General features: G+C 61.9%; 13 protein-coding genes. 6 read left to right on the forward strand and 7 right to left on the reverse strand.

Annotation, left to right across the window (positions count from 1 at the left end):
- The first annotated feature begins 26 nt into the window (after nucleotides 1-26).
- Complete coding sequence (locus tag AC0J5Z_RS00280) at nucleotides 27-434, forward strand: DUF6855 family protein (protein ID WP_475036607.1); 408 nt, start codon at nucleotides 27-29, stop codon at nucleotides 432-434.
- Nucleotides 435-502: 68 nt separating this feature from the next.
- Here AC0J5Z_RS00280 and AC0J5Z_RS00285 read toward each other — a convergent pair whose 3' ends face one another.
- Both AC0J5Z_RS00285 and AC0J5Z_RS00290 read right to left on the reverse strand, forming a co-directional pair.
- A complete protein-coding gene (locus AC0J5Z_RS00285) occupies nucleotides 503-883 on the reverse strand; it encodes an META domain-containing protein (protein WP_475036608.1) in 381 nt (126 codons plus the stop codon).
- Between the two features lie 453 nt (nucleotides 884-1,336).
- A complete protein-coding gene (locus tag AC0J5Z_RS00290) occupies nucleotides 1,337-2,224 on the reverse strand; it encodes an EamA family transporter (RefSeq protein ID WP_475036609.1) in 888 nt (295 codons plus the stop codon).
- A 68-nt stretch (nucleotides 2,225-2,292) separates the two neighbouring features.
- On the opposite strand from AC0J5Z_RS00290, the gene AC0J5Z_RS00295 reads away from it, so the two are divergent.
- Nucleotides 2,293-3,162, forward strand: a complete 870-nt coding sequence (locus AC0J5Z_RS00295; RefSeq protein WP_475036611.1) for a LysR family transcriptional regulator — start codon at nucleotides 2,293-2,295, stop codon at nucleotides 3,160-3,162.
- 1 nt (nucleotide 3,163) lies between these two features.
- Here the strand turns inward: AC0J5Z_RS00295 and AC0J5Z_RS00300 are convergent, their stop codons facing one another.
- The gene (locus AC0J5Z_RS00300) at nucleotides 3,164-3,901 is read right to left on the reverse strand and encodes a GAF and ANTAR domain-containing protein (protein ID WP_475036613.1); all 738 of its coding nucleotides are present in this window, start codon (nucleotides 3,899-3,901) and stop codon (nucleotides 3,164-3,166) included.
- A 133-nt stretch (nucleotides 3,902-4,034) separates the two neighbouring features.
- Between AC0J5Z_RS00300 and AC0J5Z_RS00305 the strand changes: the two genes are divergently transcribed.
- The gene (locus tag AC0J5Z_RS00305; RefSeq protein WP_475036616.1) at nucleotides 4,035-4,244 is read left to right on the forward strand and encodes a hypothetical protein; all 210 of its coding nucleotides are present in this window, start codon (nucleotides 4,035-4,037) and stop codon (nucleotides 4,242-4,244) included.
- Nucleotides 4,245-4,279: 35 nt separating this feature from the next.
- Here the strand turns inward: AC0J5Z_RS00305 and AC0J5Z_RS00310 are convergent, their stop codons facing one another.
- Nucleotides 4,280-4,918: a LysE family translocator gene (locus AC0J5Z_RS00310; protein ID WP_475036618.1), complete on the reverse strand. Its 639-nt coding sequence runs from the start codon at nucleotides 4,916-4,918 to the stop codon at nucleotides 4,280-4,282.
- An 82-nt stretch (nucleotides 4,919-5,000) separates the two neighbouring features.
- Nucleotides 5,001-6,863: a dihydroxy-acid dehydratase gene (gene ilvD, locus AC0J5Z_RS00315; protein ID WP_475036620.1), complete on the reverse strand. Its 1,863-nt coding sequence runs from the start codon at nucleotides 6,861-6,863 to the stop codon at nucleotides 5,001-5,003.
- Nucleotides 6,864-6,949: 86 nt separating this feature from the next.
- Here ilvD and AC0J5Z_RS00320 point away from each other — a divergent pair, with 86 nt between their 5' ends.
- Nucleotides 6,950-7,777, forward strand: coding sequence for a helix-turn-helix transcriptional regulator (locus AC0J5Z_RS00320; RefSeq protein ID WP_475036623.1), 828 nt, complete (start codon nucleotides 6,950-6,952; stop codon nucleotides 7,775-7,777).
- Between the two features lie 31 nt (nucleotides 7,778-7,808).
- Here the strand turns inward: AC0J5Z_RS00320 and AC0J5Z_RS00325 are convergent, their stop codons facing one another.
- On the reverse strand, nucleotides 7,809-8,918 hold the full coding sequence (locus tag AC0J5Z_RS00325; RefSeq protein WP_475036627.1) for a DNA alkylation repair protein: 1,110 nt from the start codon (nucleotides 8,916-8,918) through the stop codon (nucleotides 7,809-7,811).
- Nucleotides 8,919-8,995: 77 nt separating this feature from the next.
- Complete coding sequence (locus AC0J5Z_RS00330) at nucleotides 8,996-10,270, reverse strand: MFS transporter (protein WP_475036629.1); 1,275 nt, start codon at nucleotides 10,268-10,270, stop codon at nucleotides 8,996-8,998.
- 197 nt (nucleotides 10,271-10,467) lie between these two features.
- Here AC0J5Z_RS00330 and AC0J5Z_RS00335 point away from each other — a divergent pair, with 197 nt between their 5' ends.
- Nucleotides 10,468-11,364 carry an SGNH/GDSL hydrolase family protein gene (locus tag AC0J5Z_RS00335; RefSeq protein WP_475036630.1) on the forward strand — a complete coding sequence of 299 codons (897 nt, stop codon included), beginning with the start codon at nucleotides 10,468-10,470 and terminating at the stop codon, nucleotides 11,362-11,364.
- 184 nt (nucleotides 11,365-11,548) lie between these two features.
- A complete protein-coding gene (gene mptB / locus AC0J5Z_RS00340; RefSeq protein WP_475036632.1) occupies nucleotides 11,549-13,147 on the forward strand; it encodes a polyprenol phosphomannose-dependent alpha 1,6 mannosyltransferase MptB in 1,599 nt (532 codons plus the stop codon).
- Nucleotides 13,148-13,176 lie beyond the last annotated feature (29 nt).

Genomic DNA, 13,176 nt, shown 5'->3' on the forward strand with positions numbered 1-13,176 from the left:
TGCACTATCTCAGGAAGGATTCACCCATGGCCGCTGGCACCAAAGACGATCCCTGGCAGCTCACCACTCCCCCAGGCTCTTCCGACTACACCATGTACAAGGACGAAGCCGCGGATCCCCCGGCAATTGTTTGCCAAGTGGGATCCACCAAGTTGCTCTACCACCTCCGCGCCATTGAGGACCTGCATGCATGGCTCATGGAACAGGGCGACTGGGTTCCTCTCGGTGCTGCCGACGAGGGCAAAGAAGCTGCTCCGGGAACTGTTGAAGCCTGGGGTCGGAGCGAGGACAACCCCGTTGGCGGTTGGTACGGACTCCGCAAGGGCTACCGAGGCCGGTTTGGCATGTACATGCCGCCGCTGCTTGAAGCCCTGGGCTTGGCTGAGCTCACCCACGAGAAGCGGAACAACACCATGCGCGCAATCACGAAGTAGCGTTTGGGTGGTGCGCGGGGCATGAGCGCCGTGGTGGCAAGCGCACCGGCGTTTACGGTGGGTTCCCGCTATTTCCCAGGAGCGAGCGTGCCGATCTCATCCCCGCTCTGGCCGAACACCGCCAGCTTTCCGTCCTCCTGGATCTTGGTTGTCGCGGCATTCGAAAGCCACGTATCGACGCCTTCGCAGGCCATCCGGGTGGACGCGAAACCGCCGAACGTAATGGTCCTGCCGTCCTCTTTCCAGGATCCCATAAGCCTGTTGCAGCCGTCAGTTCCAGTCGCGTTACCGTCAGACTTTAAGTCGAGGGAGGGTTGCTTGGTGTCGCTGCTGTCACCCCAAACCCCCACAAATGGACTTGTGCCGCTTCCCGCACAACTTGCCAGAAAAGCGGCCACAACGAACGCAAGGGAAGCAGCGCGGAAAGTGCGAGTACCGGTCTGCGCCATGCGGTTAGTTTAGGTTCACGTCTCCAAAATCCACCAGAGCTTGGACAAACTGCTTGTCAACATCTGATTGCGCTCCCATTCAGCCGTCCACCGGATCGTGCGGCCGGTCGCGACTCAGACGACCGACCGCACTAGCCCGTTTACACAGCGATGGCGCCCCGGGCGGGCCCCAGAACCCGCCACACCCATCGCTGCTAACTCCGTCGATGAACCGCAACGCGGCCGAAAAGGGCAACGGCGCAGTACGCGGTTCAAACGACATGGGCACTGGATATGTGCTTTGACGTGCGGAAACGTGACGCGGAGTTTCAAAGAATAGTTTTGAGTGTGGATTTCGACCCATTTCGGCTGCGACCGGTGGGGTCGCTCCTGCACGCGAGAAGGTGATGGCAGCGGTTGCAGTTGTGACGCACTGCCGCCGCCTCTTACCCTTGGCGACGAGGTTGCCCAAGGTCAGTTCCCGCCGTCGGGGGTTGCCCGCCCCAGCAACAGCACTACCGAGTTCGCCGCCACGATCAATCCAATGCCCGCCCACTGCCCAACGGCAAGCTGCTCGTTCAGTGCCACGGCTCCGATGATCGCGGCGAACACAGGATTGATGCTCATGAGTACGCCGAACAGGTTCGCCGGAACCCTTCGCAGCGCGATCAGATCGGCCACATACGGCAACACCGACGCGAGGATGCCGGCACCCACCGCACAGAAGACAGCGAAACCGTCCACAGGATGGCTCAAGAAAATCACGACGGCGACCGGCAGGAACAGGGTCGCGGATACTCCGGTTGCGGCAGCTGTCCCCTGGATGCCGTGGATTCGTTGGCCCACAGTGCGGTTGAGGAGTATGTACGCCGCCCAACTGCAGGCTGCGATGAGCCCGAAGCCGATGCCGACGAAGTCCATGGACGCTTGCGGCTGCGTAATGGCGATGACACCGATAGCTGCCGCCACCGCGCAGAGCGCACTGCTCCTTTGACGCGAGCTGATCAGCGCTACTGCGAGCGGGCCCAGGAATTCCAAGGTCACAGCCAAACCGAGGCCGATCCTCTGGATGGAGGCGTAGAGCCCTAGATTCATAGTGCCGAAGGACACAGCAAGGAGGAGGACCGGCCACCACTGATCCCAGCTTAGATCCCGCAGCCGCGGCCGGACCATCGGCAACAGGATGGCAGCCGCAACGAGTTGACGGACCGCCACAACGCCAACCGGCCCCATCGCGGGGAAGGCCAATGACCCGGTGGCGGCACCAAGCTGGTTGGACAGCGCACTCGCGACGAGCGTCGCCGCTCCACCTGCTTTGCGGTGGGACTGCCCGGATGCGCCTGCTGGGATGGACTGATTCATGGGGAAATTCTGCGCTTGGACCGCGCTTCCGCTAAATGCGTGGACGACACTACTTATACGCTGCTCGCATGAATAAGATGGGCCGCGTGGACGTTGAATTGAGGCAGCTGCGGTGCTTGGTCGCAGTGATGGATGAGGGCACCTTCACCGACGCCGCAATCGAACTGCGGATGTCCCAGGCGGCAGTTTCACGCAACATCGCCGCATTGGAACAGTCCCTCGGCGTGAGGCTCATGGAGCGCACCACGCGGAGCATAAGCCTCACCTGCTCCGGCGAGCGCGTTCTCGCCAAGGCGCGACGCATCGTCTCGCTCCTGGCAGACCTTGAACGCGACGCCCGGGCCGGGACAGGGCACCTCCGGATCGGCTATGCCTGGTCCGCGCTGGGCGAGCACACCACCGAGTTCCAGCGCCGATGGGCTGCCACGTTTACCACGACTGAACTGCAACTCGTCCGATCCAACACGCCCACCGGGGGCCTGAGTGACGGAACCACCGACCTTGCCATCCTTCGCCGCCTGCCTGGGGGGACCGCCGTCGAGCATGTCCGTATTGGTGAGGAGAAGCGGTACTGTTCCATGTCCTCCGACGATCCGCTGGCCCTGAAACGGTCGGTGACGCTGGCACAGATTGCCCAACGGGCCGTTGCGATGGACCTCCGCACGGGTAGCACCAGCTTGGAACTTTGGCCCGAGCACGGGCGTCCGCAGGAAGTGATTCCCATCCACGACATCGAGGACTGGTTGAACGTGATCGGCAGCGGCAAGGCCCGCGGCATCACCGCCGAGTCCACAGCACATCAATATCGACGGCGGGGGCTCGTCTACCGTCCGGTGCGCGACGCACCGGCGGTGCCGGTTGACGCTGCTTGGTTGAGAAGGGATCCGCCGCGCGAGCGGGAGCGGATTGTGGAGCTGCTGATGGGGTTGTATCGCTAGGTCAGTCCTCGAAGCGCAGATGGCTCTCGGTACTGCCACTCAGGTGGGCGATGATGTCCATTGCAACGGCATGAAGTTTCTTGTTTCTATGGCTTGAAGCCTTGGTCAGAAACTCGAACGCCTCGTCCTGGCCGCAACGGTTCTGGGCCATGATGACGCCGCAGGCAAGGTCAATGACCGTTCTGGAGGACATGGCCGTCTTCAGGTCGGCGTTGAGTTGCTCCGCGGTTTCGATCCTGATGGCCAGCCGCAGCGTGCTGCCGGCCACGTCGGCGAACGCGGCAGCTTCGGCAATCACAGCCTCCGTGAAAGTACCCGCCGTTGGTGCGAAGAAGTTAACGACCGCTTGGGATGTCTCCCCCAGGTCCATGGGCACCCCCAAGGCGCTGTGAATGCCCTCAGCCGCCAAGGCGCTGCTGTATAACGGCCAGTTGGTATCTGTGGCAACGTCGGCCAGCAGTACGGGACGGCCAGCGTCCAGGGCTTCGAGGCAGGGGCCCTGGCGGAGTTCCTGTTCAATTTTGTCCAGGTACACGGCCCTCTCGCTGCTGCCCGCAACGGTGGCTGTTCGTTTGCGCCGTCGCAGGGTCAGGGCGCAGTCGATGTTTTCACCGGCTACTTTGCTCATCGCATCACAGGCGAAGCCAGTTACTCCGTTCAAGATCCCGTGGATGTCGGAACTGCCGACCACCAGCTCGTGCAGGCTTCGGATGTGTTCGGCACTTCCAGTGGGTTCCATGTGCCTAATCGTAGGAACTGTTCCGCTTCCCGTCACCCATTGCCCGCTAAACCGGGCAGAAGGTAGAGTGCAACAGTAAGCAACCTGACTAATCTACTCAGAGAGTGACCCCGCTTGCAACGGGATACCTGCTATGGAAGATCCACGTCGAACAGCGCGAAGACTCATACAGAACCGGACCATTGATCTTGAAGACCTATGGATCAGGTATTGGGCCCATGGCGGCAATGCCGCCGTCTTCGAACTCGACGCCTACGTCTTTGAAATCCAGGAGCGGCACCCCTTCGAGCTGCGGATCCTGTCATGGGCACTCGAAGACCTGGACGTTGACGCGCCCTTCTGAGCGGGCACCGACACCCCGGGGTATCCGCATTGTGCTTAGTGGCGATTACCTGAAACCGCAACCGAGACACCTACGCCGATAATCGACAAGCCACCGACCCGCCCCACGGTGGTCATCCTCTGCGGAGACTTGGCAACCCAGCTGCGGGCCCGGCCGGCCAACAGCGCCCAAGCGGTATCTGTCAGGAGTCCGATCAGCAATGGAATAACTCCAAGAAGCAGTATCTGCGTCGTCGTATTCCCCAAAGCCGGGTTGACGAACTGTGGGACCACGGCCGTAAAGAGCACGAAGCTCTTGGGGTTCGTCACGCCCACAATCGTTCCGGTGCGGATGGCCTCCCACGGAGACTCCACACGGCCAGTTGACTGAGGGCTTTCGGACATGGGGCCCGCGTGGCGAAAAGCCTGAATTCCGAGCCAGAGCAGATACGCGATGCCAGCCCACTTGATCGTTTGGAAGAGCAGCTCCGAGCGTTCCAGCAGCGGCCCGAGTCCGAAAGCGATAGCAACCCCCGCCATGTAGCAACCAATTGCATTGCCGATGACGCTTGCCAGGGCATTCGCACGGCCATAACTTAGCGCCCGACCAACAACGAACATTACGCTCGGCCCGGGTACCGCAATCAGCACCACGCATGCCAAAGCCGTTGCGCCAGCTTGGGTTAGGGAAACCATCCTTTGATTTTAGGGACAGCTACGCGCTGGGTGGACCCATGACCGCATTCCGGAACCGCGCGGACTCTGCGCCGAACGAAGCCTAGAGGTTTTCCACCAGCGAGACGTCGCGCACGGCGCCCTTGTCCGCAGACAATGCCATGGCGGCGTAGGCGCGGAGGGCCGGGGAAACCTGGCGGTCCCGGTTCTTCGGCTTGTAACCACCGTTGACTTCGAGTTTTTCACGGCGTTCGGCGAGGATCTCGTCGGAGACCTGCAACTGGAGGGAGCGCTGTGTGATGTCGATGCTGATGATGTCGCCGTTTTCAACCAGGGCGATGGTGCCGCCGGAGGCAGCCTCCGGGGAGATGTGCCCGATCGACAGGCCGGAGGTGCCGCCGGAGAAGCGGCCGTCCGTGATGAGGGCGCACTTCTTGCCCAGGCCGCGGCCCTTCAGGAATGAGGTGGGATAGAGCATTTCCTGCATACCCGGCCCACCCCTGGGGCCTTCGTAGCGGATGACCACCACGTCGCCTTCCTTGATGGTTTTGTTAAGGATCTTTTCCACGGCTTCGTCCTGTGACTCGCACACGACTGCGGGGCCTTCGAAGGTCCAGATGGACTCGTCCACGCCTGCGGTCTTCACCACCGCGCCGTCCTCTGCGACGTTGCCGCGCAGCACAGCCAGGCCGCCGTCCTTGGAGTAGGCGTGCTCCACGGAACGGATGCAGCCACCCTCCGCGTCAGTGTCCAGGGAGGTCCACTGGTTCGACTGCGAGAACGCGGTGGAGGAGCGGACGCCACCGGGGGCCGCGTGCCACAACGCCTGTGCCTCTTCGGTGGCCTTGCCGCCGCGGACGTCCCAGTCGTCCAGCCAGCCATCCAGGTCGGCCGAGTGCACGGAGTGGACGTCCTTGTGCAGGAGGCCGCCGCGGTTCAGCTCACCCAGTAGCGCGGGGATGCCCCCGGCGCGGTGCACGTCCTCCATGTAATAGGTCTTGTCCCCGGCGACGTTCGGAGCCACCTTGGCCAAGCAGGGCACCTGGCGGGACTTGGCGTCCATCTCTTCCAAGCCATAGTCCACGCCCGCCTCCTGGGCCGCGGCCAGCAGGTGCAGGATCGTGTTGGTGGAGCCGCCCATGGAGATGTCCAGTGCCATGGCGTTGTCAAAAGCTTCGGCAGTTGCGATGGAGCGCGGTAGCACGGAGTCGTCGTCGCCGTCGTAATAGCGCTTCACCAGCTCGACGACGGTGGCGCCTGCCTTCTCGTACAGCGCCTTGCGAGCGGTGTGCGTCGCGAGCACGGAGCCGTTGCCGGGCAGGGCCAGGCCGATTGCCTCGGCGAGGCAGTTCATGGAGTTGGCGGTGAACATGCCGGAGCAGGAACCGCAGGTGGGGCAGGCGTTCTCTTCGATGAGGTTAATGTCTTCGTCGGAGATGGATTCGTCCACGGCGTCGGCAATTGCGTTCACCAGGTCCAAGGAGCGCACGGAGCCATCGGTAAGTGTCACTCTGCCGGCCTCCATGGGACCGCCGGAGACGAACACCACCGGGATGTTCAACCGCAGTGCGGCCATGAGCATCCCCGGAGTGATCTTGTCGCAGTTGGAGATGCAGACCAGGGCGTCGGCGCAGTGTGCGTTGACCATGTACTCGACGGAGTCGGCGATCAGGTCGCGGGAAGGCAACGAGTAGAGCATGCCGGAGTGGCCCATGGCGATGCCGTCGTCCACGGCGATGGTGTTGAATTCGCGCGGTACAGCGCCGGCGGCGAGGATAGCGTCGGAGACGATCCGGCCCACGGGGGCGAGGTGGGTGTGGCCGGGGACGAATTCGGTGAAGGAGTTGGCCACGGCGATGATCGGCTTGCCGATATCGGTGTTCGCGACGCCGGAAGCGCGCAGCAGTGCGCGGGCTCCGGCCATGTTGCGGCCGTGGGTGACTGTTCTGGAGCGAAGTGCAGGCATGTGTACCATCCTGCTGCTGTTCTACGGCCGGTGGAAGACGGTGCTGCTACTAGTAGTGAAAGTACCAGAGTAATAGTGTTGAGTCCGTGAAAGACGAGAGACGCAAGGAACTGGGGCTCTTCCTCAGGACCCGCCGAAACCAGGCCCTTCGTTCGGACTACGGACTGCCGCCCGTGGGGCGTTCCCGCGAGCGCGGTCTCCGTCGGGAAGAGATCGCGTTTCTCTCAGGCGTCAGCGTCACTTGGTACACCTGGCTTGAGCAGGGCCGGGACATCAGCCCCTCACGCCAAGTCCTGGAAGCCGTGGCCCGCACGCTGCATCTTTCAGACACCGGGCTGAGCTATGTGCTTTCCTTGGGCGGCTATTCGTCGGCACTCCCCAAAGGACCTGTAGCGGCCGATGCTCCCGCCCATGTGCAGCGGCTCTTGGACGCCTTGGACCCCAACCCCTCCTACGCCTTGTCCCCGGACTGGGGCATTGCCGGGTGGAATCGGGCCTACGAGGCGCTGTACCCAAACATCGGAACGTTCGATGCCTCGGACCGGAACCTGCTGTGGCTGGTCTTCACTGACCCGTATATCCGCGACCTGCTCCCGGACTGGGACGTCACGAGCAAGCGCTTTTTGGCTGAGTTCAGGGCAGAAACCGGGCAGCGCCTGGGCGACCCCGATGTGGAGTACCAAGTAGGCCGGCTCAAGGACGCCAGCCCGGAGTTCCAGGAAAGCTGGGACCGGTACGACATCCTGGGATTCGAATCCCGCGAGCGGCAGTTCCACCACCCCGCAGTTGGCGTCCTGCACATGGAGCACCACCAGGTCTCACCCTCTGACCGGCCCGACCTGCACATCGTCGTCTACACACCGGCGCCGGGGAGCGATGCTGGCCAGCAGATGCGACGGCTGATGGGAATCTGATGTACATCAGGTAACCCGGCGGGGCTTGCCTTTAGCCGGGCTCCCTCTGGTTCAGGACGAAGTTCGCCGGCACCGACGCGACGCCGTTTGCCTGGACTACTACGTAGTGCTGCCCCGGGTAATAGGAACGGGTTGTGATTGGGCGGAAGGAATGCGTTTTTGTGACAGTGAGGGTCTCACCGGGCCTAATCCGGCGGGACGTGAGCTTGAAAGTTTTAGCGCTTACCGTGCCGTTGGCCCGCTGAAAACCGATGGAATAGTCAATGGCTGCTTTAGCGGGCTGGAGGCCTTCATTCACCACCTCGGCTGAGAATTCTACGGTTCCGTCCCACGCCACGGAAGTGTGGAGGATTCGAGGCTCCATAACCACGAGCTGGCCACCCGAGTAACCCAGGAGGCCGAGTGCTTCCGGATTGCCTTGCTTGACCAAGGTCCTGAGTCCATGGCGGATCACCTTGGACGTGGCGTCATCGGGTTTTCCTGACCAGCGGCGCGCAGTAGCTATCACCAGCTGCGGATCGATCCGGCTCAGATCGTTGAGATGGTTCGCCGCAGAACGTCGAACATATTCGGCAGGATCCCGATAGGTGGCATCCAGGATCCCCTGCGTTGCTGTTGGGTTGGCCACCAGCCAAGGAACTCTTTTGGCCCACGGCAAGTAGGCGCGAGAGCCTTCGGTGGCGAGCCGGCGGACGTTTTCGTCGTCGTGATTTGTCCAGGTTTGCATGGTGGCGATAGCTCGTTCCGGCCGCGCAGCTATAAGGTCACGGATAGCAAACTCTCCCGTCAGCCTGCTGGTTAGGCGGGACAGGACCGTAAGAGCGGCGTCAAAATCGGTGAGCGACCCCGATTGCAGTGCCCTGCCGGTCACGACCTCAGTGGCCGGCCACACCATCCAGCCCGTAAACCGAGGGTCATCGAGAGCATCGAGCATGATCCCCTGAACAGCGGAGTAGCCTGTCGGCAAATCGTCAAGGAGTGCGTCCCGGACGATATCAACCCGCTGCCGGAGGCTATGTCCAACAAGGGAGCTACCTGAGTGATCCAATGCTGGCAGCTCAAGGTTGGGTTCGGCGCTCTTGAGTATGGATTGCAGTTCGGTGATCACACTGGCATTGATCAGCTCATCCATGACGCCCATACGTTTCCTCCTTCGCCGATGCTGTCATGGTAGGCGATGGGAGTGACAACGAACGCGGGCTGGCAAACCACGTTGCACTAGCCCCCAGGCGGGGCAGCGAAGGGCTGCTTGTCGAGCTGAGAAGATTCGGGAACTACAGTCCTTTCGGCTGTAATCCGCCCTAGGATCAGCATCAACACCAAGGCCACAATCACAGGGATGCACACAGAGAGAACTATGGTGCCGGTATCCACGCCAAGGCCGATGAGAATGCCACCGAATATCGGGCCCACCACCGATCCGAGTCGCCCCAATGAAGCTGCCCACCCCACCCCCGCGGTCACAGTTGCTTGGGGGTACAGAGTCACTGCCACAGCCGCCTGGCCGATCATGCCAGCTTGGAGCCCAAGGCCGACGCCACCGAAGACAATCAGCAGCAGCGCCTTGTCCGGACCGAGGAATGCGGAAATGACGAGGAACGCGACCGCTGCTGCTGATGTGCCAGCCAAGACTGAGGTCATCCGGCGTCGACGTGATCCGAGAATCAGCACACAGGCGCCAACAATGCTTCCTACGCCCAACGCCGCCGATCCCAAGGGCGCCAGACCAAGGCCGAATCCGTAGCTCGTAAGCAGGGTGGGCAGCCACGATGAGAACACGTAATAAACGGCGAAAATAAGGAATGAGAAAGACCACAGCAGAAGCGTTCTGCTCCGTACAGGTGCATCGAAAAGGCGGGAAACCGCGGCGTGGTGCTTGGCCTCTGAAGGATCCATGGGAGTGATCGACGCGTGCTTGCCTGATAGGCCGACCCATAGGATGGGCAAGAGCACGCCTGAGGCGATGGCTCCGAGAATGAAAACCCATTCCCACCCGAGCGCATTAGTGATGATACCCCCGCCGAGTCCAGCGACGAGGGCCCCAAACGAAATACCTGTCATCACGACCACCGCAATCGATTGGCGCAAACGCGACGGATTGATGGCGGTCGCATGTGAGACAGCCGCAGGCAGCACGGCCCCTAACCCCAGCCCAGTCACGAAACGAAGGACCGTCAGCTCCACTATTGAACCTGACCACGCCGTCAGCAGTGAACCAATCGTGAAGAGCGCAACGGCGGAAAAGATGACATTCCTTGTGCCCAGTTTTGCTACTAAGCGTCCTACCGCCATGTAACCGATAGCCACCCCAGCGCTCGTAAATGCGAGGGCCGGGGTGAAATGGGCGGGCTCAACTCCCCATTCCTTGGATATCGACGGAATGGACACTCCGAGTGCGACCGTGTCGTACCCATCAAGCACTACGGCGGCGAATGCCAGGCAAAGTACCCACCAGTTCGGTTTGATCTCATCCTGAATCTTGGGTTTGCTCATTCTCTCCATCGGAAATCCTTAAAGTTGTGAGGCCCCGAAGGCGAAGCACATTTCGTGGGGGACCGTCAAGGTGCATGTACTCATTTCCTTGATACAAGGTATCTTAGTATTGAGATTCTGGGAAGTGACTTATTTCGCATTTGTGTGCTTTCGCAGTTGCTGTACAAAAAATCCACAATTCGGCGCACTATGGAGGCATGAACGCTCCCGGCGCCAACGGCATTGCGCAGGGTGGTTCCGGTAGCTTCGGGGCTGGCCTGCACCCGTGGAGCCGTTATGTGGCTTTGGGCGACTCGTTCACCGAGGGGTTGGGCGATCCTGAACCGAGGAGCCCCGGCGGCCTCCGCGGCTGGGCGGACCGGGTCGCGGAAGAATTGAGCACCGGACATGAGGATTTCGCTTACGCGAACCTGGCCATCAGCGGGAAGATGCTCCACCAGATCCTCGAGGAACAGGTCGGTCCGGCCATCGAGCTTCAACCTGACCTCATCACCCTCAACGCCGGCGGCAATGACCTGCTCTTCCACAGGAGCGATCCGGACAAACTTGCCCTCGAGTTGGATGCGGGCGTGGAAAGACTCGTCTCGACCGGCGCCACAATCGTGCTCTTTACCGGCCCGGACTGGGGCGCGACCCCGGTGCTGGGCCATACTCGCGGCAAAGTGGCCATCTACAACGAGAACATGCGGGTAGTTGCCGCCCGCCATGATGCCCTGATCGCAGATCTCTGGGCGCTACGCCAGCTCACGGAGCCTCGGATGTGGAACGCGGACCGGCTGCATTTCTCGCCGCTGGGCCAGCACACCATCGCCATCATGGTGCTCGATATCCTCAATGTCCCGCATACCCTGGAACCCTTGGCGCCGAAGCCCCTACCCGAGCGAAGCTGGCGTGAGGCGCGGGCGGGCGACATCATCTGGGCTCGGGAACATCTCTTCCCCTGGGTGGTGCGTCGCCTCACGCAACGAAATCCCGACGACGGGCGGCACGCCAAGCGGCCCGAGCCGGGCCCGGTATTCGGCGCGGGAATGCCGCCGGGGACGTACGTTGGCAGCGATCCTCGGCATTTCACCGCAAGGGATGACTCCACGTAGAACTGGACGGGCGACGGGGCGGTGAACCGATGGTGTATGCAGTCCGTCACCCTTTGCCGCGCCTGTGGTGGTGTTGGCTGGATCGACGCTAAAATTTCACTTGCCGCAAGTACAAGCTCTTCGGCATCAATCCGCGTTTCATTTCTTAGGAGCGCCATACCGTGAGTGGGGGAACCGACCAGTCATGACGGCAGGCAGTACCCCTAGTCCGCATCCCGGGACTTCAGCGATCACAAACCCCATCACTACGAAGGCCCCGAAGGTAGCAGCTCCCGGGACGAAGCCCGTAGCTTATCCCGCCATCCTGCAGGGCTTCCTCGGATCCCTGTTTATGTTCGCAGGGTCCATTGGCATCGGATGGATTGCCAACGGATCCCCGATGATTCGCCACCCTATAGTCATCGCGCTCCGCACTGAAGGCTGGGGCGTGACCGTCTCCGCCGTCCTCCTGACCGTTGGCGCCATGTTGCTGGTTCGGTCCTGGCTGAGGTTGGGCCAACGAATGGGCAGCTGGGAAGGGAATTCGCTCAAACCGATCGTTGCGGCGATCGGAGCATGGTCCCTTCCTTTGCTGTTCGCTGTGCCCGTCTATTCGCGTGACGTCTACGCGTACATAGGCCAGGGCCGCCTGATGATGGAAGGACAAGACCCTTACGACGTCGGCATCTCGGCTTTGAACAACTGGTTCGCCTTAGGCGCGGACCCGGCCTGGGCGGAAGCCCGTACTCCGTACGGGCCTTACTTCTTGTGGATGGCCCACGCCGTGGTTGCCATCACGGGCGCCCAGCCGGACGTGTCAGTCCTGCTGTTCCGGCTCCTGGCCGCCGGCGGGGTGCTGTTGTGCGTTGTGTATGTCCCCAAACTCGCGGAGCTTCACGGGATCAATGGTGCCCGGGCGCTCTGGATTGCGGTTGCCAACCCACTCTTCCTCATCAGTTTCGTCGCCAGCGCCCACAATGACGCCATCATGGTGGGCTTCGCCGTAGCGGGAACCTACTTCGCGGCTACCAAACGGCCGCTACTGGGCATCCTGCTGGTCACTCTTTCCATCGGGATCAAGCCGGCCACCGTTTTGTTGCTGCCCTTCATCGGACTGATGTGGGCCGGTGCCGGGGCTTCCTGGCCGCGCAAGTTTGGAATCTGGGCCGCGACCGCGGGCATCAGTTTCGCTGTTCTGGTGGTCAGCGGCATACCTTACGGCTTGGGTCTGGGCTGGGCGTGGGCCATCACGGACCCCACTCCCGGGTTCACCGGCTACTCGCCGTCGGGATTCCTGGGCCAGCAAATCGAGTTCCTTGGCAACGCCTTGGGCCTGCCCGGCAATGCGATGGCGGACATCCTCCGAGCGGCCATGAAGTGGGGCGCGGTGGCCCTGGTCCTCGTCCTGATGTTCCGCGGAGACCACTCCCGCGTGGTGCGGCGTATGGCCCTCGCCTTCGCGGCGATCGTGCTGCTCTCACCCATCATTCAGCCCTGGTACATCCTCTGGTTCGTCCCCTTCCTGGCCGTGACGGGTATCAGGGACGACTGGCAGATGCGGTGCCTTTACGTCGGCGTGACATTCTTTGTGGTCTTCGGTGCTCAGGACCAGTTGTCAGTGTGGTCCTTCGTGGAGGTCTCTGTGGACCTGTCCTCGCTGGCCTTCGCCATCGCGCTTCTGTTCGCGTTCTACCTGGTGTTCCTGGACATCCATACGCGCAGGCTGCTGGTCCAAGGCAAGCTGTCGCGCTGGGTGGGACAGACTGATCGTCGCCTGCTCCACCGCCCTCCGACTATCCGCTAACGCGCTGGTTCGGACCTAAAGCTGGTTTT

The sequence above is a fragment of the Paenarthrobacter sp. TRD_SC_7 genome, assembly GCF_056156245.1.

Excerpts from the sequence above, each read along its gene's own strand:
- AC0J5Z_RS00280 (WP_475036607.1), top strand. The coding sequence starts at position 27 with ATGGCCGCTGGCACCAAAGACGATCCCTGGCAGCTCACCACTCCCCCA.
- AC0J5Z_RS00285 (WP_475036608.1), bottom strand. The coding sequence starts at position 883 with ATGGCGCAGACCGGTACTCGCACTTTCCGCGCTGCTTCCCTTGCGTTC.
- AC0J5Z_RS00290 (WP_475036609.1), bottom strand. The coding sequence starts at position 2,224 with ATGAATCAGTCCATCCCAGCAGGCGCATCCGGGCAGTCCCACCGCAAA.
- AC0J5Z_RS00295 (WP_475036611.1), top strand. The coding sequence starts at position 2,293 with ATGAATAAGATGGGCCGCGTGGACGTTGAATTGAGGCAGCTGCGGTGC.
- AC0J5Z_RS00300 (WP_475036613.1), bottom strand. The coding sequence starts at position 3,901 with ATGGAACCCACTGGAAGTGCCGAACACATCCGAAGCCTGCACGAGCTG.
- AC0J5Z_RS00305 (WP_475036616.1), top strand. The coding sequence starts at position 4,035 with ATGGAAGATCCACGTCGAACAGCGCGAAGACTCATACAGAACCGGACC.
- AC0J5Z_RS00310 (WP_475036618.1), bottom strand. The coding sequence starts at position 4,918 with ATGGTTTCCCTAACCCAAGCTGGCGCAACGGCTTTGGCATGCGTGGTG.
- ilvD (WP_475036620.1), bottom strand. The coding sequence starts at position 6,863 with ATGCCTGCACTTCGCTCCAGAACAGTCACCCACGGCCGCAACATGGCC.
- AC0J5Z_RS00325 (WP_475036627.1), bottom strand. The coding sequence starts at position 8,918 with ATGGGCGTCATGGATGAGCTGATCAATGCCAGTGTGATCACCGAACTG.
- AC0J5Z_RS00330 (WP_475036629.1), bottom strand. The coding sequence starts at position 10,270 with ATGAGCAAACCCAAGATTCAGGATGAGATCAAACCGAACTGGTGGGTA.
- AC0J5Z_RS00335 (WP_475036630.1), top strand. The coding sequence starts at position 10,468 with ATGAACGCTCCCGGCGCCAACGGCATTGCGCAGGGTGGTTCCGGTAGC.
- mptB (WP_475036632.1), top strand. The coding sequence starts at position 11,549 with ATGACGGCAGGCAGTACCCCTAGTCCGCATCCCGGGACTTCAGCGATC.